The sequence below is a fragment of the Pseudomonas sp. FYR_7 genome (assembly GCF_043106155.1).
In the GTDB taxonomy this organism is placed as follows: Bacteria; Pseudomonadota; Gammaproteobacteria; order Pseudomonadales; family Pseudomonadaceae; genus Aquipseudomonas; species Aquipseudomonas parafulva_B.
In genome coordinates, this window is the sequence record NZ_JBICMI010000013.1 from 106,372 (window position 1) to 122,369 (window position 15,998).

Below are 15,998 nucleotides of genomic sequence, written 5' to 3' on the forward strand. Positions count from 1 at the left end.
TGGGTCTTCCATGCTGGAATCTATTGGTGGCAAAGATACTTACTTGTGGCTTACGTTATCAAACCAAATGGGCATTCCAGACTAGTAAAACTCTGGCCTGGATGTAGGTTTCTTCTCTTCGAATCATCCGATCCTTGTGCTTAGGGTTGTCTGAGATCATTTCGAAGTGTTCCTCGTCCGCGATCTGCAGGCGCTTGATGTACTCGTGACCACCCCAGGAGAAGTAGTAGATCCCGTCACCAGCGAATTCCCGAATGCTGACGTCGACGATCAGTGGGTCGCGGTTTTTGATCGTGGGTGCCATGGACTGACCCCAACCTGTGACGAGCTTCAGGTGATAGTGCTCTTTGAACTCAACGCCCAGCTCACGCAGGTGTCGGGGGCTGACGCGCACGTCCTGCAACATCTCGGGGAAGTCATGCGTTTGCTCGCCGCCGCCCATGGCGCCGCGCACGTCATAGTGGGCGATCCATACCTCATCGCCGACTAGGCCTGGGCGGTTGAAATCTGCCTTGACTACTCCGCTATCGGCTGGAGCGACCGCAGGCGCTGGCTCCTCGGCCGCAGCCAGCAGCCTCTGGCGAGTTTCTTCAGGAATACCTCTCCCGCTCTTCGCGAGCATCTGCTTTACCAGGTCAGCAGCCGACAGCTTGCCATCCACGGCCTCAGCCAGCGGCTGCCCGTCGTCGCCCGAGGGGATCGAGTCGAACCAGCCTCTCGGCAGCCCCTCCACTTCCTCGATCCGGCGCGCTACGTCGTCGCCCAGGTTCTTCGCCGTCTTGTCGGAGAGGATCTGGCTCAGGTGCGCAGGAGCCATCCCCCACCGCTCGGCGCAGGACCCTTTTCTCTGGCTGCCGATCAGCTTGACCAGATTGTGTTTGCGAATTTCGTAGATATCCATGGCGCGAAGAATGCCAGTGTTTAGCCCTGTGCTAAATGTGCGCAAGGCTAAATTCCACTTGCTCGAATATTAGCCATGAGCTAAATTTCGCCATATGTGTAAGGAGAACCCACATGAACGATCACCTCCGTGAATGGTTGGCTACCGCCACCAATGAGCGTCGGCGGGATGTAGCAGCCGCAGCGAAGACCACTGTCGGCCATCTCTGGCAGCTCGCAGGTGGTCATCGGAAGGCTTCCGTCGACCTCGCTGAGCGCTTGCAGGACGCATCGGACGGCGAAATCACGATAGCTGGCCTGCGCCCCGACCTTATCCCCTTTGCACGCAAAGCGCTGAAGGGCGCCGCGTAATTCAATTTCCATAGCAAGGAGCAATCCCCGCATGTACGCCAATCCCAAGCACCTGCATGACCGCGAGATCAAGGTCCGGGTCGATGAGGACACGTTCGAACTGATTCAGGCGCTGGCCAAGTTTCATCGTACTCAGCGCGCTGTGCTCTGCCGTGAGCTGCTTGAGGCTCAGCTGGCCGCCCTGGCTTCGGAGAATACCGGCGATCAGCACGTGGCCTGAAGGCCCGTAGGAGGCCCCATGCCGATTGAAGAAGTCGGATTGGACCAGGGACAGATGGAGCAGCTGGAGCGAGAAGCGGCGAAACGGGGTGTAAGCCCCGAAGCACTCGCAGCTGAGCTGATCCGAAAGGAACTGGCCAACCGAACTAAGCCCCGCAGCCCGCGGGGAACCGTAACACCGTTCCACCGCAGGGCCTGAACCGGCCCTGACACGTAACTAATAAGCCCGAACGACTTGCACAGCTAGCAGGGGATCACCCGATGGCCTACGACGACAAAGCTCACCGCCACGACCACCAGGTCAAGGTTCGCTTGGATGACGAGGACTTCAACGAGCTGAAGGGGTACGCCCTGGAGCTCAAAGCCCAGCACAGCGTCCTGGCCCGGGAAATCATCCTGGCCGCGCTGGCGTTCAAGAAAGAGCACGGCCACCTGCCGCTGATCAACGAGAAAAAGGCCAGGGCCTGAATAGGTCCAGGGGAGGACGAATGTCGCCTGCAAACGAAGCAGTTAAGCAGCACGACGTGGAGATAGCCCGGTTCCGCAGGGGTGACTTTGCGGACCTGGAGGCCTGGGCGGAGGAGGTCGGTGTGAGTACCGATGAGCTGGCCGCGCAGATCCTGAAGAAGGCCACGCACTTCCTCGCGCAGCGGGAGGAACCCAAAAGCAGCAACGTGGTGCCGTTCGCGGCGCCGAGGTAACCGTCTGATCCCTAATTAGGGACCCAGGCGCCAGTCCCTCATAAGGGACGCCAAATCGCAGAGACAAAAAAGCCGGGTTCGCGGCCCGGCTCTCTGCAATACACAACTTGTGAAGGGAATTATGCATATGCAGACCCCAAGTGTACAGGCCCTGCAAAGGGTCGCGCCACAAAACGACAAGCGCGATTTTGTGGCGCACACGATGTCGTCACGCGAGATCGCTGAGCTGACCGGTAAGCAGCATCAGCACGTCAAGCGCGACATCGAGAAGATGCTCGGCGACCTGAAAGAAGATGCGTCCAAGTTTGGACAGATCTATTTCGACTCGCAAAACCGGGCTCGGCGCGAGTACTGCCTGGACCGCGAGCACACCGATTGCCTGCTCACAGGCTACAGCGCCGCTATGCGCATGGCCGTCATCAAGCGCTGGCGCGAACTCGAAGCCCAGGCCGCGCCCGCCGACCTAAGCAAGCTGGAGATCCTCCAGATGGCCCTGGAGTCGGAGAAGGCTCGCGTCCTGCTCACCGTCCAGGTCGAGGCACAGGCCAAGAAGATCGACCACCTGGAGAACCTGTTCAAGGAAGGCATGAGCCACGTCCAGTTCTGCAAGGGCCTGAATGGGGTCAACGTGATGCACGTCGGCCACTTCCTCGAAGGCCGCAGCTGGCTCTACAACGAGAGCAAGTCCGGCACCCGCTACCGCGTGGCAGCGTATGCCCGCGACAGGTACATGACCGAGCACCAGCAGGAGATCACCCCGCACGGGAAAGAGGCGTTCATCAGCTACACGCCGATCCTTCTGCGCAAGGGCGCCGTTCGCCTGTACGAGCTGTACCTGGCCGGCGAGCTGCCCATGAAGAAGAACTGGGACGGCCTGCACACCCACGATAAGGCCGTGCGGGGTGCAGCATGAAGAGCTACCCGCTGGATATCGAATCGGTAGGCGAAGACACCTACATCGTCATGAGCCGTGGACATCACGATCTGGAGCTGTTTATGACGGAGGCCGTCAAGGAGCGCCCGCGCTGGTGTCTGGGCGGTGCGGAGCACGTATGGGTCAAGACGGTCCCGGGGCGAGGCACCTACGACAGCTTCTATCACTTCGTGCCAGAAGGTACTCGCGGCGCATGGCCGGCTACCTATTGCTACGAGTACGGCGACGGCTATGAGCGCTACAACGGCATGGCCGAGGAGCGTGCCCAGTGAGCATGGAGCTGATGGTTAAGGCCATGAAGACCAAGGTCGGCAATCCACTGCGCAAGCTGGTGCTCATCAAGCTGGCCGACAACGCAAACGACATGGGCGAGTGTTGGCCGTCGTACCAGCACATCGCAGACCAGTGCGAAATCGGCCGCTCTACCGTCAAGGTTCACATCCGTGAGCTGGAGAAATCCGGCCTGCTGCGTCGTGAGTTTCGCCGCAAGGGAGAGCTGAACCAGTCAAACGTGTTTCACCTGGCTCTGGAGGGTGGGGCAGCTCCTGCCCTAGGGGGTGGGGCAGCAGATAACCCACCTGGGGCAGGAGATAACCCAGGGGGTGGGGCAGGAGCTGCCCCCAGAACCAGTCACTCTTCTGAACCAGTCAAGGAACCGGTAAAGCCTAAGGTCGCTGACGCTCCAGACTCGGTCGCTTTCGATCGGTTCTGGGCGCTCTACCCGCGCAAGGTCGGCAAGTCCGCCGCTGAGAAGGCCTGGGCGAAGATCAAGGTCACCGCTGACCTGTTCGACCTGATGGCCAAGGCCTTGGCTGCCTGGACCGTATCGACCGACTGGACCAAGGACGGCGGCCAGTTCATCCCGCACGCATCCACCTGGCTGAACGGCAAGCGTTGGGAAGACGAACTGCCACAGCCGGCAGGCGCCGCCCCGTTCGCATCCCGCCGCGCGGCCAGCGGCCCCGACTTCAACGACACCACATGGGCAGATGACCTGGGGGCCTTATGAGCGCACAACCGAAACTGCGCAGCGTGACGCAGATCATGGCCAAGACCGGCAACCTGCCAGACGAGGTGCACGCCCCGGCCAAGCAGCTAGACCCTGGCACCACCGAGGTGGTCAACGCCCTGTTCAAGGAACTGCAGGCCATCTTCCCTGCGTGGAAGCAGGCCTGGCCGGATGACGAATCCCTGAAGGCTGCCAAGCGCAGCTGGATCAAGTCCTTCGTCGCCGCGGGCATCAACACGCTCGAGCAGATCCGCTTCGGCATCCAGAAGTGCCGGGTGCTGGGCACCGACTTCGCTCCGAGCAGCGGCAAGTTCATCAAGCTGTGCCAGCCGACCCCGGAGGAGATGGGCATTCCGCCGCTTGCGCGGGCCCTGGCAGAGGCGCTGGAGAACTTCCACCCCAGCAGGGCAGGGTCACGCGCTTGGACGCACGCAGCGGTGCGCCACGCAGCCCTGCAGTGTGAGGCGCAGAACCTGGGGTCAATGGAGGTGGAGCGGGCTGAGAAGGTTTTCGCTCGGGCCTACAACATCACCATTCGCATGCTGGTCGCCGGCGAGCCATTGGGCGAAATCGCCACTGGCATCGGGCATGACAGCCAGAAGGGCGCTGCGCAGCTTGCGGACGAGTACGCCAACCAGCGCCAGGCCCGCCTGCTGGACCTGCAACAGATCCCGACCAGCGCCGCCGCATGCCGTGCACACCTACTGGCCAAGTTGAACATCAAGCGCGCCGGGCAGCCGGCCGGGGAGAGGGTGTGAGCATGTCAGATCAACAACTGCTGGAACTGGCGGCGAAGGCTGCTGGAATCCGCCCGGTCCTCTGCTACGAGGCAGCCCGCAACTGCTTGCGCATTGGCAGCCGCGACTCCTACCGCCTGTGGCGACCGCTCCAAGACGACAGCGACGCGCTGAAGCTTCTTGTGGATCTCAATTTCGAGGTCGAGCGCAACGGTGAAGGCGAAAGGTTCTATGTCGGCCCGTTTGGAGAGGCCAAATGGATGGAAGACGCTGACGATCACTGGTTCGAAGGCGCTGACGAGCATGAGGCCCGCAGCAAAGCGCTCCGTACCGCAATCGTTCGTGCGGCTGGCGAAATCGGCCAGGCCATGCTGGAGGGCAAGTGATGCAGATCGCAATCGAGGTTTACCGCACTGCCTGCCGCCGCTTCGAGGCGCAGATTGAGGAGTGCGTGGAGCGCGTGCTGGGTTGCTCGCTGGCGGAAGGCCTGGAGCGAGGGCGTGTCAGCACGCATGCCGGGCAGGTTTTCGTCGATGGCAGCCAGGTCTGCTACGTCGAACCGCCGCGCCTGAGCGGCGCGAATGTGATGTGGGTATTCCAGGATTTGACTGGGGAGAAGCACTGATGGACACCAACCAGATGCGCGACACCAGCCGCGAGCAGTTTGAGGCCTGGGCCAGAGACGAGAACAAGTGGCTCATAGACCGTGATTCCTTTGGAAATTACATCTACGGCTTTGTCCGGGATTCCTGGAATTCCTGGCAGGCCTCCCGCGAGGCCGTGGTGGTGGACTGGCCCGATCAGCACACATACACCGCTCCAGACTGCGCAGGTGCGGCGATTTTGGATTGCCGTACTGCCTTCGGAAAAGCCATGCGGGTGACCCCATGAAGCGCGTATGGACAGTAATCGTAGGCCCCAAGGCCTTCCAGATGGTGCTGATGGAGCAGAGCCTTGACCGCGCGGGTGCGCTGCGTGAGGCGCAGTTGATCTGGCCTGAGTGTGAGGTGAAGCCATGACAATCGACAAAGAGAAGCTGAAGGCGCTGGCTGAAGCCTCAGGAGGTGGCGAATGGTACTCCGCTGGCGATCTGCGCTATTGCGACGACAAGACCGGCGAAATCCATGGCCTTCACCATGATGACAGCCGCTTCATTGCCGCAGCCAGTCCGGCCACTGTCCTGGCCCTGCTCGCAGAGATTGAGTGGTTGGATCGTGAGTCGCAGAACCTTTCGAATCAGCTCGGTCATTGTGATCGGGAGCGTAGGGCGTTCCGTGCTGAGCGCGACCAGCTCAAGGCCGAGAACGAGGCGCTGCGCAAGGCGCTTGGTGACTGCGCTGATGAGCTTTCAGCCGAGATCATCTGCAAGCACGGTGGCCAGAAGCCTGAGGACATGCACCCCGTAACTCGTCGCTTGTACGAGCGCGACATGGCGGCTGTGACTGAAGCGCGGGCGGCCCTGGCCAAGGCGGTGAGCCATGACTGACCTCGTCTTTTTCACCACTTGCTTGGTGGCTGGCGTCTTCTCCGGATGCGCGGTGGGTTGGGCTTATGGCACGACGTGGCAGTTGAAAAAGCTGCTGCCAGAACTGCGTGGCCTGCGCGATGAAGTCAGCAAGCTGAAACTCTTGGCTCGCATGAAGGGGGTGGAACTTGACTGACCTCATGCTTCGCAACGAATCCGACCGCACCCGGCTGCTCGGATACATTAAGAGCCTGGACCTGGCCAAGCCGCGCCGGCTCACGATCGTTGAGGTGCGCAGCAAGCGCTCGGATGCACAGAACCGACTGCTGTGGCAGTGGAACGGCCTGATTCAGGCCCATCTGCGCGACTCGTTCGGCCAGCTGGCCAGCGCCGAGGAGTGGCACGAGATTCTGGTGGCCAAGCTCTGGCCCGCCAAGGTGCATCCTGTGGAACTGCCCGACGGCACCCGGTACCGCGTCGGGCGCGCTAAGACCCGGAAGTTCAACACCCAGCAGATGACCCAGTACCTGGAGCTGCTGGACGCCTACTGCGCAGAGCACTTGCAGCTGCTACTGCCGCACCCCGAGGACCTGATGATGGCTATTTACGGCGAGCGCCGCAGGAGCGTGGCATGAAGAGCACCTATGCAGTAATCACGGCCCTGCTCGGCGGCGCGCTGGCAGCGCAGCTCTCAATGGTAGGTGTGTACATGAACGGTCCGGCCTTCTGGGCGATCTTCGGTACCGCGCTTGCCATGGGTGGCGTGTTCTACAAATGGGGTGACGAGGTATGAGGATCGTGAGCAAGAAGGTCCGTGACAGCGCCCGCGGCCAGGACTGCACAGTCCGCATCCCCGACATCTGCAACTTCAACCCGGACACCACCGTGTTGGCCCACCTTCCATGTGGGCAGAAGGGCATGGGCATGAAGGGCTTCGACACCGTGGCCGTCTACGCCTGCTCGGCCTGCCATGACGTGCTGGACGGGCGCGGGCGGGGCGAGGTGGATTGGTCGGACATGCCCAGGGCCATCGCAGAGACGCATGAGGCCCTGATCCGCGCCGGGCTGATGACAGTCAAGGGGGCGGCATGACGATCCTGCACCTGCCATACCCGCCGAGCGTGAACACCTATTGGCGCCACCCTACCACTGGCAAGCTGGCCGGGAGACACCTAATCAGTGAAAAAGGCCGGAAATATCGCGCGAACGTGTGTTGGTCAATACCGTATGCCATCCAGAAGCTCTCTGGGCGCCTGCGCGTGACGATCGAGTGCTTTCCCCCTGATAAGCGCAGGCGCGACCTCGACAACGTCGCCAAGGGGCTGCTGGACGCATTGTCGCATGCCGGGGTTTGGCATGACGACGAACAGATCGACGACCTGCGCATCGTGCGCCGGGAAATGACCAAAGGCGGCGCTGTGCGCGTCCGCATTGAGCCGATGGAGGAAGCAGCATGACCTGGACTATCAGCGACACGGCCTGGGCATTGCTGCTGGCCATCGGCGTCATCTCAACCTGGTGTGCACTGCACGCCCGATCAATCCAAGTTCGCCTCAAGAAGGAGCAGGGCCGATGAAATACCAAAGCGTGTTGGCAGCGATCGTTCGCGCCCTGGCGGCAGATACCATGAGCGGAGTAGGGGGTGGCGACTTCGAGCCGAAGGTGCAGGCATCAAAGCTCAAAGGCGAGATCACCGGCAAGGATGCAGCCATGTTGCTGGACTGCTGGGTGCACGCCCGGCTACACAGCAAGCTCATCCCTCGGCACTGGAATGCGCTCACGGCCAGGTTTTCGACCCACAAGGCCAAGAAGGTGGAGGCGATCGGCAAGCTGGTCCCGCTGATCGCTACCCAGGCGCCGAACCTGTTCCGGTACAAGGCGGTCACCGCCTGGGCCATCCCGCCGGTGAAGGGCGTACAAGCACAGTCCGGACATGAGGTAGCCAGCCGTGCTGCCCGAGAGCGCGCAGAGTTCGCTTCGCTGCACGCTGGCGTGGTCCAGCACTTGGCTGGTGGCGAGATGCCCGAGGATGCCGGGCAGGCGCGCCGCGAGCAGTACGTGAAGCGCTCAACCGACATGATCGTGCTGCCGGCCGAGTTCTATGACATCAACACATGGGACAACCAGGGCCTGAACCGGACCACTTACTGGCGGTGGAAGAAGGCCATCGAGAAGGTGCTGGACGAGATGGTTGTCGAGGCGCTGGCGGCATCTGCCAAGATTTTGGAGGACGAAGGCATTTTGATGTCAGAAGCGGCTTGACAATCGCGCAACGGTGCAACATTATTCCCTCATCCTGTCATTCCTGCGTGTGCTGAGGATTGACGCACAGAACCCGGCCCTCGTGCCGGGTTTTTTATTGCCTCGAGAGGGCCTCAAGAGTCCCGAATAACACAAACTTTGGTGAATGCCTGATTTTTCAGAGTGCACGGAACGAATTGATAGCACTATGCTTCTGATAGCTTGCTAAGAAAAACCATCAGGATTCCGTGATCATGAAAAAAATCATCGCTGCTGCGCTGTTCTCCATTTTGGCTACCGGTGCACATGCTGCTGATCTATCTGGCGCAATCGGTGCGACTAGTCAGGGCGGCTTGACCGCTCGCGCAGCTGTGGGCTTCAACTGGGACAAGAGCTGGTTTGAGAGCAGCACCGGCCGCTTAACCGGGTACTGGGATGCTGGCTACACCTATTGGGAAGCTGGAGACGCTTCTGGTGGAGCCCATTCGCTGTCCTTCGCCCCTGTGTTCGTTTATGAATTTGGCAGCGGTAACATCAAGCCTTTCATCGAAGCGGGGATTGGGCTCGCAGTGTTCTCGGGCACCACTGCAGGTGACCAGGAGTTCGGCTCGGCTTTCAACTTCGAGGACCGCATTGGTGCAGGCCTGAAGATTGGCGAAACGCAAAAGGTCGGTATCCGAGCGATCCACTATTCCAACGCTGGTATCAAGCAACCGAACGACGGCATCGAGTCATACTCGCTGTTCTATAGCCATCGGATCTAATTTACGGACCCTCCCTTGCCCGTCTAGTGCGGGCTTTTTTTCGCCTTTTGATAGGGTTCGCCACCTGTTCTGCGAGTTCATCTCACTTCAGCTGTCGAATTGAGCTTCAGGCGGGAGTCTGTAGCCGGTTAGCTCGGCACTTAATGCAAATCGCTTCTCTTCAGAGCTCATTTGCTCGAGCTGCGATTTGGTCCAGTTGTGCTTCTGCATCAAGTAATAATTCACTGCTGACATGCCGTACAGGTCTGGCGGCAGTAGGTGCGTCTTTGCTAGATGATCTCCAAACACATCAAGGATGTAGGCCATCTCTGCTTCCGCCTGATAGAGGCGCAGCGTTGTTTCATAGTGGCTTCGAGACCTGGGCACTGTGGCACTCCTGGTAGGACAGAAACATCGATCTTGTAGTGTGACATCAAGTCGCGCTTGTACGACACAATAGAGTAATCGGCCTCGACGTTCGTCGCAGCTCGTTCCCTTCAGGAGAAATTGATGGACCCGACCGACCTCGGCCCAGGCACAGCCACCTGGCTGGGTGGTACGGGCACCGTCCTGCTGGGCGGCTTCCTTTGGCTGCGCAAGTTCCTATCGAAAGACGCGGCAGATCGAGCGATGGATAACGCCGATATCGGCACGGTGCGTCGCCTGAACGAACTGCTCGACTCGGAACGCGAGGCACGCAAGCTCGCAGAAGCCCGGGCTGATCAGTTCGCCAAGGAGCGCAACGACCTTGCTGCTACTGTTGGGCGCATGGAAGGAAAGATCGAGGCGCTGACCAGTCAAGTCGGCCAGCTCACTGAGCGCGTATCGCTGCAAAGCGAAGAGATCGCCCGCCTGCGCACCAAGCTCGGAGGTATGTCGTGATGGACAGATGCGCACTTGAATTCATTGCCCGGCGCTGGTGGCGTCGCGCAGAGGTCTGGATCATCGCCGGCCTGCTGATCGCAGGTGGCGCGGTGCTGGGTTGGCAGTCGGCCTACTGGGCCATGGCGAGCACCCAGGCCCATCAGGTGGATGAGATCCGCCAGGCCTATGACGCGGCCATGGCGGAGAGGGATAAGCGCCTCGATGAGTTGACCAGTAAGGCCGAGAGCGCCGCGACCAAGGCGTCCAGGGCCGCGACCACTGCCACCCAGGCCGCTGACAAAGCTGATGAGGCCCTGAATAGGGTCGCGCCTTAGTCCAAGACTATCGACCTATGAAAGTCGTAACTTGGCTTTCGGGAAACTGATATTCCGCACGGGCTACGCTGATACTTCCCCAAATATGCTGCAGGGCGTCTGCCGTCTTGCGACTCGCTAGTACCGGAACTGTTGTGTAGCCGAGATTGTGCAGGGTGAGAGTGCGATGCCTACCATCGCTGAACTCCGGCGTGCCATCCCAATTGACGTGGACCATCGGAATCCAAAGCTCTCCCGTGCGTGTCAGTGTGGCGTGATTTGTTGGCAGCCGTTTAGGAAAGCTTCCATAGGCTTCCCATTGATCGTTAGCAATCTGGACTGCGGACGCTGTATCCAAAATCAGAATGACGGCTTCATCGCTATCCATGAAGTTAACGATCGTCGCTGTCGGAGGCCAACTATGTCTGGTGAGGCAAATCATTGTCGTGGTCACGCCTGTGAAGGGCTTGAGATGCTAGCACAATGATGGTTCTGCAAATTGAGTGCGAGCGTTGAGCGTCTGAGTTAGTCAGCCCTCAAATGTGGGTTCTCGTCGAGGGGGGTATGTCATGCGTCAACCTGTTCCACCAGGCGATCTACTCAATTCGCCATCGCTCGCCCTTCTTCCGGCCCCTGAAGTCTGGGAGTGGATAGAGAGTGAGATCCTTGCCGCTACCGGCAGCATCCATAACCCCGAGCATGCCCACTTGATCGACGCCCACATCGGCGTGCTGTGGGCGTCGACTGGCTTCGCCAAGCAGGGAAGGGTGGTTCTCGGCCAGGCAGAGCAGCTCATGTTCCGCGCTGGCGGATGGCAGAAGGCCCGCCAAGAGCAGCAGATGCGCGAGTGGTTCGGCGAAGAGCCGCAGTTCCTCATCACCCTGGCAGCCGACTACTGCGCCCAGTGCACCGACGCTGAGTTCTGCGCCCTGGTTGAACACGAGCTGTATCACATCGCCCAGGCGACTGATCAGTATGGTGCACCCAAGTTCACCCAGTACGGCGTGCCCAAGCTGGAGATGCGCGGGCACGACGTTGAAGAGTTCGTCGGAGTGGTGAGGCGCTACGGTGCCAGCGACGACGTACAGCAGCTGATCGACGCTGCAAACCGGTCGCCTGAGGTGGCCAAGATCAACATTGCGAGGGCCTGCGGAACCTGCCTGCTCAAGTCGGCCTGATTTTTGACAGGTTTTGACGGATGACAAACCAATGGCAGCACTACGAAGCGAGGTCAAAGCCTTCATTGTTCAGGCTCTGGCCTGCTTCGATTCACCCAGCCAGGTGGTGGAGGCCGTCAAGAAGGAATTCGGGGTCGAGGTGAGTCGCCAGCAGTGCGAGTCGCATGACCCCACCAAGTATGCAGGCAGGGGGCTGGCCCAGAAGTGGGCTGACCTGTTCCATGAGTGCCGAAAGCGCTTTCGTGAAGAAACGGCAGACATTCCAATAGCCAACCGCGCCTACCGCCTTCGCGGCCTGGGGCGGATGGCCGAGAAGGCCGAGAACATGCGCAACTTGGCGCTGACGGCCCAGCTGTACGAGCAGGCAGCCAAGGAATGTGGCGACATGTACGTTAACCGCAAGATCGAACCCGACAAGCCCCTGGGCTCCCAGGCGGACCAGCAGCACGCCGTTGCTGAGTACACGCTGGAGCCAGACGAGAATGTCCCGACTACCCCGCACCTATGACCCACCGGTTAAGCTGACGCCCAAGCAGGCGAACATCTACTGCTGGGGCTTTCAACCAGAGGCGCGCTTCCGTGATGCGGTGTGCGGGCGTCGATTCGGCAAGACCTTCCTCGGCAAGGCAGAGATGCGCCGCGCGGCTCGGCTGGCTGCTGAGTGGGGCGTCAGCGTCGAGGACGAGATCTGGTATGGCGCGCCGACGTTCAAGCAGGCCAAGCGAGTATTCTGGCGCAGGCTGAAGCAGGCGATACCTGAGGCCTGGCGCGCGACCCGCCCAAACGAGACCGAATGCTCTATCACGCTCAAGTCCGGCCACATCATGCGTGTGGTCGGTCTCGACAACTACGACAACCTGCGGGGCTCGGGTCTTTTCTTCGTCCTGGTGGATGAGTGGGCCGACTGCCCGTGGGCAGCCTGGGAAGAAGTGCTCAGGCCAATGCTTTCCACCTGCCAGTACACGATTTCCCAGACAGGCAAGTCGAGGAAGGGCGGACATGCGCTGCGGATCGGCACTCCGAAGGGTTTCAACCACTGCTACGACACCTATCGCGATGGGCAGCCAGGCGGTGAGCCTGACCACAAGAGCTGGCAGTACACATCGCTGCAGGGTGGCAACGTCCCGGCCGAGGAGCTGGACGCAGCCCGTCGCAAGATGGACCCGCGCACGTTCCGCCAGGAATACGAGGCCGGGTTCGAGAATTACGCGGGTGTCGTCTACTACACCTTCGATCGGAATGAGTGCCGGACCAGCTCGCGCATTGAGCCAGGCGAGGCCCTACACATCGGCATGGACTTCAACGTCATGAAGATGGCCGCGGTGGTGTACGTCGTGCGTGACGGCCTGCCTCTGGCGCTAGACGAATTCCACTCGGTGCGTGACACGCCGGAGATGATCGAGAAGATCAAGGCGCGATTCCATGGGCATGGCATCTCTGTGTATCCAGATGCCAGTGGACAGAACACCAGCAGCAAGAATGCCAGTGAATCAGACCTGTCCTTGCTCAAGAAAGCCGGCTTCACCGTTGTGGTCGATTCGCAGAACCCTGGCGTAAAGGACCGCATCAACGCGGTCAACTCCATGTTCCTGAACACCTACGGAGAGCGCCGCCTCAAGGTCAATATTGACCAGTGTCCGCAGCTTACACAGTGCCTGGAGCGCCAGACTTACACGGATAAAGGCGAGCCGGACAAAGACCCGAAGAAGGGTCACGACCACATGAACGACGCCGCGGGCTATTTCATCGCCAAGCGGTTCCCGATCAAGACTCAGTCCGCCGGCACCCGCCGCATCGGAGGTTTGGCGTAATGCCTGTTCAATCCACTAATCCAGAGTACGACGCTCACATCGAAGAGTGGCGGATGATGGACGATGCTCTGGAAGGCGAGTGCGCCATCAAGGGCAGTCCACGCAACCTGCCCAAGCCAAGCGGCATGGTCGAGGCTGAAAAGCTGGATGGCCAGGGCAATGCCTATCTCTATCAGAACTACACGGCACGGGCCCAGTACGAGCATTGGGTGCGCGATTCGCTGCGCTCGATGATGGGCCTGGTCTCCCGGCTCATTCCTGAGGTGAAGCTGCCCAGTGGGCTCAAGGGCGTCGAAGAGAACGCCACCGCTGACGGGTTCGGCCTGACTCAACTATTCCTGCGCATCGTTCGGCAGACCATCTCCCACGGCCGTGTGCCGCTGGTGGTCAACGTGGACGATAAGGGCCAGCCTTACTTTGCAACCTATGCTGCTCGGAACGGCATTAACTGGGATACCGCCGATCAAGGCGGGCGCCAGGATCTCGTGCTGGCCGTATTCCGCGAGTTCCGCAAGAAGGCGGAGGACCGCTACAGCCATGAGTGCCAGACGGTCTACCGTGAGTTCTTCATGCAGGGTCAAGTCTGCTACACGGCGGTTCGTAACGAAGCAGGCGAGCTCATTGAGGATGAGCGCCCCCTTGGCACCGTTGGCGCCGGCAACCAGCTGGTGCGTGGGCTCGAGTACATCCCGGTCATCTACTGCGGCTCGACCGACAACTCACCGGACGTGGACGAGATCCCGCTGCTGACCATGGCCAGGGCTGCGCTGAAGTCGTACCAGCTCAGCGCTGACTACTTCACCGCTCTGCACCAGACCAGCCATCCACAGCCGTGGGTGTCTGGCCTGGACGAAAGCGTGGAGCTCAGTGTGACCGGGCCGTCTGCAGCCTGGGATCTGGGTCCCAAGGGTCAGTGTGGCTATCTGGAGTTCCAAGGGGCAGGCGTTGAGGCTGTCCGAACTGCCATGTCTGACCAGAAGAGCGCAGCACTAGAGGCTGGCGCCAAGGTCATGGACGTGTCCGGTACCGAGTCGGGCGAGGCGCGCAAGACGCGCCAGAACGATCAGCATGCCACGCTGCACAGCATCGTCATCACCGCAGCGGCAGCCATTGAGCAGGCCTTGCGGTACGCCGCCGAGTGGACTGGCTACAACCCGGACGACGTGGTCTTCACGGTCAAGCCGGAGTTTGTGATCCCAGAGGTCAACGCCCAGGTGCTGGCCGAGCTACAGAAGAGCGTCATGGTCGGCACGATCAGCGCCGAGACCTACTGGCAGTACCTCACCACCGGCAAGCTGCCCGAGCGGGCCTACGACGAAGAGGCCGAGCTGATCAGCGACGAGCGCGAGTCAGCCGGCATCAACTTGGACAAAGACGATGGCGACGAAACCGACGCAAACAGCGGACGAGATGCTGCTGGAACAGGTCAGTCGGCACGCGGTGCTGCTGGAGCGGCTTAAAGCGGGCGAGGTGAAGAAGTTCGAGACAGTCCTGCGCCAGGTGGATACCCAAGTGCGGGACCAGCTGACCCGTAAGGAGCTCACGACCTACAGCCGAACCCGGCTTGAGGAGTTCCTGGGTCGAGTTGGCGGCAAGCTGCTGGGCATCTACCAGGCGTTCGGCGATCGCATGCAGGTCGATCTAGTGGACATCGCGCTGTACCTGGCCGCGTTCGAGGGCCGGAGCCTCTCAAAGGCGCTGCTCATCGACGCGATCATGCCGACAGACTCGCTGATCCGGGCGGCGATCAACACGCAGCCTCTACAGGTCGCTGGAATCGACGGCGGTACGCTGCTGAAGCCCTTCCTGAGCGGCTGGACGCGCACTGAGTCCACTCGCGTGACCAATGCCATCCGACTCGGCGTCGTCCAGGGCCAGACCAATGCGGAAATCACTCGATCCATTCGGGGTACTGCCGCGCAGAACTTCACCGATGGCGTGCTGGCGGTCAGTAACCGCAACGCCAGGTCGGTTGTGCACACCGCCGTGCAGCACGTGTCCGCGACGGCACGCATGGAGACGCTCGCCGCCAACGCCGAACTCGTTCCGGGCTACCGTATCGTGGCCACCCTCGACCGGAAGACCAGCCAGCAGTGCAAAAGCCTTGACGGGCGTGAGTTCGAGATAGGGAAGGGGCCGGTGCCGCCGTTCCACATCAACTGCCGCACGACCATCACGCCAATCACTAAGCTGTCGGCGGCATTCGCGCAGGGTGCGACACGCGCCTCCGTGGGTGCTGCTGGCGGCGCGCAGGTCTCCGCCAGCCTCAGCTACTACCAGTGGCTGAAAACGCAGCCACCGGCGTTCCAGGACGCTGCGCTGGGACCGGTGCGCGCAAAGCTGTTCCGAGACGGAGGTCTCACGGCTGAGCGTTTCGCCTCGCTGCAGTTGGACAAGAACTTCAAGCCGCTGACGCTCGATCAGCTCAAGGAGCTGGAGCCGTTGGCGTTCGAGAGGGCTGGTCTTAACTGACCCGCGTCACAAAACACCTAGCCACGATTTCGTGGCGCGAACTACGGCCTCGCATTGCG

General features: G+C 60.8%; 31 protein-coding genes. 28 read left to right on the plus strand and 3 right to left on the minus strand.

Features of this window, described 5'->3' with window-relative positions; translation table 11 throughout:
- Window positions 1-58 precede the first annotated feature (58 nt).
- Window positions 59-901, minus strand: a complete 843-nt coding sequence (locus ACF8R3_RS02715; RefSeq protein ID WP_392514837.1) for a helix-turn-helix transcriptional regulator — start codon at window positions 899-901, stop codon at window positions 59-61.
- A gap of 113 nt (window positions 902-1,014) precedes the next feature.
- On the opposite strand from ACF8R3_RS02715, the gene ACF8R3_RS02720 reads away from it, so the two are divergent.
- The 21 genes from ACF8R3_RS02720 to ACF8R3_RS02820 all read left to right on the plus strand — a co-directional run bounded on the left by ACF8R3_RS02720 (window position 1,015) and on the right by ACF8R3_RS02820 (window position 9,321).
- Entirely contained in the window at window positions 1,015-1,251 is a 237-nt protein-coding gene (locus tag ACF8R3_RS02720) for a hypothetical protein (protein WP_027919779.1), read from the plus strand.
- Window positions 1,252-1,282: 31 nt separating this feature from the next.
- Window positions 1,283-1,471 (plus strand): hypothetical protein, encoded by a 189-nt coding sequence (locus tag ACF8R3_RS02725; protein ID WP_027919780.1) that lies wholly within the window; start codon window positions 1,283-1,285, stop codon window positions 1,469-1,471.
- A 260-nt stretch (window positions 1,472-1,731) separates the two neighbouring features.
- The gene (locus ACF8R3_RS02730; protein WP_027907143.1) at window positions 1,732-1,938 is read left to right on the plus strand and encodes a hypothetical protein; all 207 of its coding nucleotides are present in this window, start codon (window positions 1,732-1,734) and stop codon (window positions 1,936-1,938) included.
- A 20-nt stretch (window positions 1,939-1,958) separates the two neighbouring features.
- Complete coding sequence (locus tag ACF8R3_RS02735) at window positions 1,959-2,171, plus strand: hypothetical protein (protein WP_392514838.1); 213 nt, start codon at window positions 1,959-1,961, stop codon at window positions 2,169-2,171.
- A 121-nt stretch (window positions 2,172-2,292) separates the two neighbouring features.
- Window positions 2,293-3,084, plus strand: coding sequence for a Rha family transcriptional regulator (locus ACF8R3_RS02740; RefSeq protein ID WP_392514840.1), 792 nt, complete (start codon window positions 2,293-2,295; stop codon window positions 3,082-3,084).
- Window positions 3,081-3,377 carry a hypothetical protein gene (locus ACF8R3_RS02745; RefSeq protein ID WP_392514842.1) on the plus strand — a complete coding sequence of 99 codons (297 nt, stop codon included), beginning with the start codon at window positions 3,081-3,083 and terminating at the stop codon, window positions 3,375-3,377. The genes ACF8R3_RS02740 and ACF8R3_RS02745 overlap by 4 nt, the downstream gene beginning before the upstream one ends.
- Entirely contained in the window at window positions 3,374-4,114 is a 741-nt protein-coding gene (locus ACF8R3_RS02750) for a helix-turn-helix domain-containing protein (RefSeq protein ID WP_392514844.1), read from the plus strand. The genes ACF8R3_RS02745 and ACF8R3_RS02750 overlap by 4 nt, the downstream gene beginning before the upstream one ends.
- A complete protein-coding gene (locus ACF8R3_RS02755; RefSeq protein ID WP_392514846.1) occupies window positions 4,111-4,872 on the plus strand; it encodes a replication protein P in 762 nt (253 codons plus the stop codon). The genes ACF8R3_RS02750 and ACF8R3_RS02755 overlap by 4 nt, the downstream gene beginning before the upstream one ends.
- A 2-nt stretch (window positions 4,873-4,874) precedes the next feature.
- Window positions 4,875-5,237, plus strand: a complete 363-nt coding sequence (locus ACF8R3_RS02760; protein WP_392514848.1) for a hypothetical protein — start codon at window positions 4,875-4,877, stop codon at window positions 5,235-5,237.
- Window positions 5,237-5,476: a hypothetical protein gene (locus tag ACF8R3_RS02765; protein ID WP_392514849.1), complete on the plus strand. Its 240-nt coding sequence runs from the start codon at window positions 5,237-5,239 to the stop codon at window positions 5,474-5,476. Before ACF8R3_RS02760 ends, ACF8R3_RS02765 begins: the two co-directional genes overlap by 1 nt.
- The gene (locus tag ACF8R3_RS02770; protein ID WP_392514851.1) at window positions 5,476-5,742 is read left to right on the plus strand and encodes a hypothetical protein; all 267 of its coding nucleotides are present in this window, start codon (window positions 5,476-5,478) and stop codon (window positions 5,740-5,742) included. Before ACF8R3_RS02765 ends, ACF8R3_RS02770 begins: the two co-directional genes overlap by 1 nt.
- Window positions 5,739-5,870, plus strand: a complete 132-nt coding sequence (locus ACF8R3_RS02775; RefSeq protein WP_268868161.1) for a hypothetical protein — start codon at window positions 5,739-5,741, stop codon at window positions 5,868-5,870. Before ACF8R3_RS02770 ends, ACF8R3_RS02775 begins: the two co-directional genes overlap by 4 nt.
- The gene (locus tag ACF8R3_RS02780) at window positions 5,867-6,337 is read left to right on the plus strand and encodes an ead/Ea22-like family protein (protein ID WP_392514853.1); all 471 of its coding nucleotides are present in this window, start codon (window positions 5,867-5,869) and stop codon (window positions 6,335-6,337) included. Before ACF8R3_RS02775 ends, ACF8R3_RS02780 begins: the two co-directional genes overlap by 4 nt.
- A complete protein-coding gene (locus ACF8R3_RS02785) occupies window positions 6,330-6,512 on the plus strand; it encodes a hypothetical protein (protein ID WP_392514855.1) in 183 nt (60 codons plus the stop codon). The genes ACF8R3_RS02780 and ACF8R3_RS02785 overlap by 8 nt, the downstream gene beginning before the upstream one ends.
- A gap of 4 nt (window positions 6,513-6,516) precedes the next feature.
- A complete protein-coding gene (locus ACF8R3_RS02790; RefSeq protein WP_392514857.1) occupies window positions 6,517-6,951 on the plus strand; it encodes a recombination protein NinB in 435 nt (144 codons plus the stop codon).
- On the plus strand, window positions 6,948-7,109 hold the full coding sequence (locus tag ACF8R3_RS02795) for a hypothetical protein (RefSeq protein WP_392514859.1): 162 nt from the start codon (window positions 6,948-6,950) through the stop codon (window positions 7,107-7,109). The genes ACF8R3_RS02790 and ACF8R3_RS02795 overlap by 4 nt, the downstream gene beginning before the upstream one ends.
- Window positions 7,106-7,408: a nuclease domain-containing protein gene (locus ACF8R3_RS02800; RefSeq protein ID WP_392514860.1), complete on the plus strand. Its 303-nt coding sequence runs from the start codon at window positions 7,106-7,108 to the stop codon at window positions 7,406-7,408. Before ACF8R3_RS02795 ends, ACF8R3_RS02800 begins: the two co-directional genes overlap by 4 nt.
- Window positions 7,405-7,773: a RusA family crossover junction endodeoxyribonuclease gene (locus tag ACF8R3_RS02805; protein WP_392514862.1), complete on the plus strand. Its 369-nt coding sequence runs from the start codon at window positions 7,405-7,407 to the stop codon at window positions 7,771-7,773. The genes ACF8R3_RS02800 and ACF8R3_RS02805 overlap by 4 nt, the downstream gene beginning before the upstream one ends.
- Window positions 7,770-7,892 carry a hypothetical protein gene (locus ACF8R3_RS02810; protein WP_392514864.1) on the plus strand — a complete coding sequence of 41 codons (123 nt, stop codon included), beginning with the start codon at window positions 7,770-7,772 and terminating at the stop codon, window positions 7,890-7,892. The genes ACF8R3_RS02805 and ACF8R3_RS02810 overlap by 4 nt, the downstream gene beginning before the upstream one ends.
- Window positions 7,889-8,578 carry a hypothetical protein gene (locus tag ACF8R3_RS02815; RefSeq protein ID WP_392514866.1) on the plus strand — a complete coding sequence of 230 codons (690 nt, stop codon included), beginning with the start codon at window positions 7,889-7,891 and terminating at the stop codon, window positions 8,576-8,578. Before ACF8R3_RS02810 ends, ACF8R3_RS02815 begins: the two co-directional genes overlap by 4 nt.
- Window positions 8,579-8,811: 233 nt before the next feature.
- Window positions 8,812-9,321, plus strand: a complete 510-nt coding sequence (locus ACF8R3_RS02820) for an acyloxyacyl hydrolase (RefSeq protein ID WP_392514868.1) — start codon at window positions 8,812-8,814, stop codon at window positions 9,319-9,321.
- A gap of 87 nt (window positions 9,322-9,408) precedes the next feature.
- Here the strand turns inward: ACF8R3_RS02820 and ACF8R3_RS02825 are convergent, their stop codons facing one another.
- Entirely contained in the window at window positions 9,409-9,627 is a 219-nt protein-coding gene (locus ACF8R3_RS02825) for a hypothetical protein (RefSeq protein WP_392514870.1), read from the minus strand.
- 183 nt (window positions 9,628-9,810) lie between these two features.
- Here ACF8R3_RS02825 and ACF8R3_RS02830 point away from each other — a divergent pair, with 183 nt between their 5' ends.
- Both ACF8R3_RS02830 and ACF8R3_RS02835 read left to right on the plus strand, forming a co-directional pair.
- A complete protein-coding gene (locus ACF8R3_RS02830; protein ID WP_028634947.1) occupies window positions 9,811-10,182 on the plus strand; it encodes a hypothetical protein in 372 nt (123 codons plus the stop codon).
- Entirely contained in the window at window positions 10,182-10,499 is a 318-nt protein-coding gene (locus ACF8R3_RS02835; protein WP_392514872.1) for a hypothetical protein, read from the plus strand. The genes ACF8R3_RS02830 and ACF8R3_RS02835 overlap by 1 nt, the downstream gene beginning before the upstream one ends.
- Window positions 10,500-10,506: 7 nt before the next feature.
- Here the strand turns inward: ACF8R3_RS02835 and ACF8R3_RS02840 are convergent, their stop codons facing one another.
- A complete protein-coding gene (locus tag ACF8R3_RS02840; RefSeq protein ID WP_392514873.1) occupies window positions 10,507-10,866 on the minus strand; it encodes a hypothetical protein in 360 nt (119 codons plus the stop codon).
- Between the two features lie 181 nt (window positions 10,867-11,047).
- On the opposite strand from ACF8R3_RS02840, the gene ACF8R3_RS02845 reads away from it, so the two are divergent.
- From ACF8R3_RS02845 to ACF8R3_RS02865, 5 genes are read left to right on the plus strand one after another with little or no spacing between them, the layout of a single operon-like run.
- On the plus strand, window positions 11,048-11,656 hold the full coding sequence (locus ACF8R3_RS02845; RefSeq protein WP_392514875.1) for a putative metallopeptidase: 609 nt from the start codon (window positions 11,048-11,050) through the stop codon (window positions 11,654-11,656).
- A 31-nt stretch (window positions 11,657-11,687) separates the two neighbouring features.
- Window positions 11,688-12,164 (plus strand): DUF2280 domain-containing protein, encoded by a 477-nt coding sequence (locus ACF8R3_RS02850; RefSeq protein ID WP_392514877.1) that lies wholly within the window; start codon window positions 11,688-11,690, stop codon window positions 12,162-12,164.
- Window positions 12,139-13,467, plus strand: coding sequence for a terminase (locus ACF8R3_RS02855; protein ID WP_392514879.1), 1,329 nt, complete (start codon window positions 12,139-12,141; stop codon window positions 13,465-13,467). Before ACF8R3_RS02850 ends, ACF8R3_RS02855 begins: the two co-directional genes overlap by 26 nt.
- Window positions 13,467-14,927 carry a DUF4055 domain-containing protein gene (locus ACF8R3_RS02860; protein WP_392514880.1) on the plus strand — a complete coding sequence of 487 codons (1,461 nt, stop codon included), beginning with the start codon at window positions 13,467-13,469 and terminating at the stop codon, window positions 14,925-14,927. Before ACF8R3_RS02855 ends, ACF8R3_RS02860 begins: the two co-directional genes overlap by 1 nt.
- Window positions 14,878-15,939, plus strand: a complete 1,062-nt coding sequence (locus ACF8R3_RS02865; protein WP_392514882.1) for a minor capsid protein — start codon at window positions 14,878-14,880, stop codon at window positions 15,937-15,939. Before ACF8R3_RS02860 ends, ACF8R3_RS02865 begins: the two co-directional genes overlap by 50 nt.
- Window positions 15,940-15,998: the final 59 nt, after the last annotated feature.

Coding starts and splice junctions, on each gene's coding strand:
- ACF8R3_RS02715 (WP_392514837.1), bottom strand. CDS start 901: ATGGATATCTACGAAATTCGCAAACACAATCTGGTCAAGCTGATCGGC.
- ACF8R3_RS02720 (WP_027919779.1), top strand. CDS start 1,015: ATGAACGATCACCTCCGTGAATGGTTGGCTACCGCCACCAATGAGCGT.
- ACF8R3_RS02725 (WP_027919780.1), top strand. CDS start 1,283: ATGTACGCCAATCCCAAGCACCTGCATGACCGCGAGATCAAGGTCCGG.
- ACF8R3_RS02730 (WP_027907143.1), top strand. CDS start 1,732: ATGGCCTACGACGACAAAGCTCACCGCCACGACCACCAGGTCAAGGTT.
- ACF8R3_RS02735 (WP_392514838.1), top strand. CDS start 1,959: ATGTCGCCTGCAAACGAAGCAGTTAAGCAGCACGACGTGGAGATAGCC.
- ACF8R3_RS02740 (WP_392514840.1), top strand. CDS start 2,293: ATGCATATGCAGACCCCAAGTGTACAGGCCCTGCAAAGGGTCGCGCCA.
- ACF8R3_RS02745 (WP_392514842.1), top strand. CDS start 3,081: ATGAAGAGCTACCCGCTGGATATCGAATCGGTAGGCGAAGACACCTAC.
- ACF8R3_RS02755 (WP_392514846.1), top strand. CDS start 4,111: ATGAGCGCACAACCGAAACTGCGCAGCGTGACGCAGATCATGGCCAAG.
- ACF8R3_RS02760 (WP_392514848.1), top strand. CDS start 4,875: ATGTCAGATCAACAACTGCTGGAACTGGCGGCGAAGGCTGCTGGAATC.
- ACF8R3_RS02765 (WP_392514849.1), top strand. CDS start 5,237: ATGCAGATCGCAATCGAGGTTTACCGCACTGCCTGCCGCCGCTTCGAG.
- ACF8R3_RS02770 (WP_392514851.1), top strand. CDS start 5,476: ATGGACACCAACCAGATGCGCGACACCAGCCGCGAGCAGTTTGAGGCC.
- ACF8R3_RS02775 (WP_268868161.1), top strand. CDS start 5,739: ATGAAGCGCGTATGGACAGTAATCGTAGGCCCCAAGGCCTTCCAGATG.
- ACF8R3_RS02780 (WP_392514853.1), top strand. CDS start 5,867: ATGACAATCGACAAAGAGAAGCTGAAGGCGCTGGCTGAAGCCTCAGGA.
- ACF8R3_RS02785 (WP_392514855.1), top strand. CDS start 6,330: ATGACTGACCTCGTCTTTTTCACCACTTGCTTGGTGGCTGGCGTCTTC.
- ACF8R3_RS02790 (WP_392514857.1), top strand. CDS start 6,517: ATGCTTCGCAACGAATCCGACCGCACCCGGCTGCTCGGATACATTAAG.
- ACF8R3_RS02795 (WP_392514859.1), top strand. CDS start 6,948: ATGAAGAGCACCTATGCAGTAATCACGGCCCTGCTCGGCGGCGCGCTG.
- ACF8R3_RS02800 (WP_392514860.1), top strand. CDS start 7,106: ATGAGGATCGTGAGCAAGAAGGTCCGTGACAGCGCCCGCGGCCAGGAC.
- ACF8R3_RS02805 (WP_392514862.1), top strand. CDS start 7,405: ATGACGATCCTGCACCTGCCATACCCGCCGAGCGTGAACACCTATTGG.
- ACF8R3_RS02810 (WP_392514864.1), top strand. CDS start 7,770: ATGACCTGGACTATCAGCGACACGGCCTGGGCATTGCTGCTGGCCATC.
- ACF8R3_RS02815 (WP_392514866.1), top strand. CDS start 7,889: ATGAAATACCAAAGCGTGTTGGCAGCGATCGTTCGCGCCCTGGCGGCA.
- ACF8R3_RS02820 (WP_392514868.1), top strand. CDS start 8,812: ATGAAAAAAATCATCGCTGCTGCGCTGTTCTCCATTTTGGCTACCGGT.
- ACF8R3_RS02825 (WP_392514870.1), bottom strand. CDS start 9,627: ATGGCCTACATCCTTGATGTGTTTGGAGATCATCTAGCAAAGACGCAC.
- ACF8R3_RS02830 (WP_028634947.1), top strand. CDS start 9,811: ATGGACCCGACCGACCTCGGCCCAGGCACAGCCACCTGGCTGGGTGGT.
- ACF8R3_RS02835 (WP_392514872.1), top strand. CDS start 10,182: ATGGACAGATGCGCACTTGAATTCATTGCCCGGCGCTGGTGGCGTCGC.
- ACF8R3_RS02840 (WP_392514873.1), bottom strand. CDS start 10,866: ATGGATAGCGATGAAGCCGTCATTCTGATTTTGGATACAGCGTCCGCA.
- ACF8R3_RS02845 (WP_392514875.1), top strand. CDS start 11,048: ATGCGTCAACCTGTTCCACCAGGCGATCTACTCAATTCGCCATCGCTC.
- ACF8R3_RS02850 (WP_392514877.1), top strand. CDS start 11,688: ATGGCAGCACTACGAAGCGAGGTCAAAGCCTTCATTGTTCAGGCTCTG.
- ACF8R3_RS02855 (WP_392514879.1), top strand. CDS start 12,139: ATGTCCCGACTACCCCGCACCTATGACCCACCGGTTAAGCTGACGCCC.
- ACF8R3_RS02860 (WP_392514880.1), top strand. CDS start 13,467: ATGCCTGTTCAATCCACTAATCCAGAGTACGACGCTCACATCGAAGAG.
- ACF8R3_RS02865 (WP_392514882.1), top strand. CDS start 14,878: ATGCTGCTGGAACAGGTCAGTCGGCACGCGGTGCTGCTGGAGCGGCTT.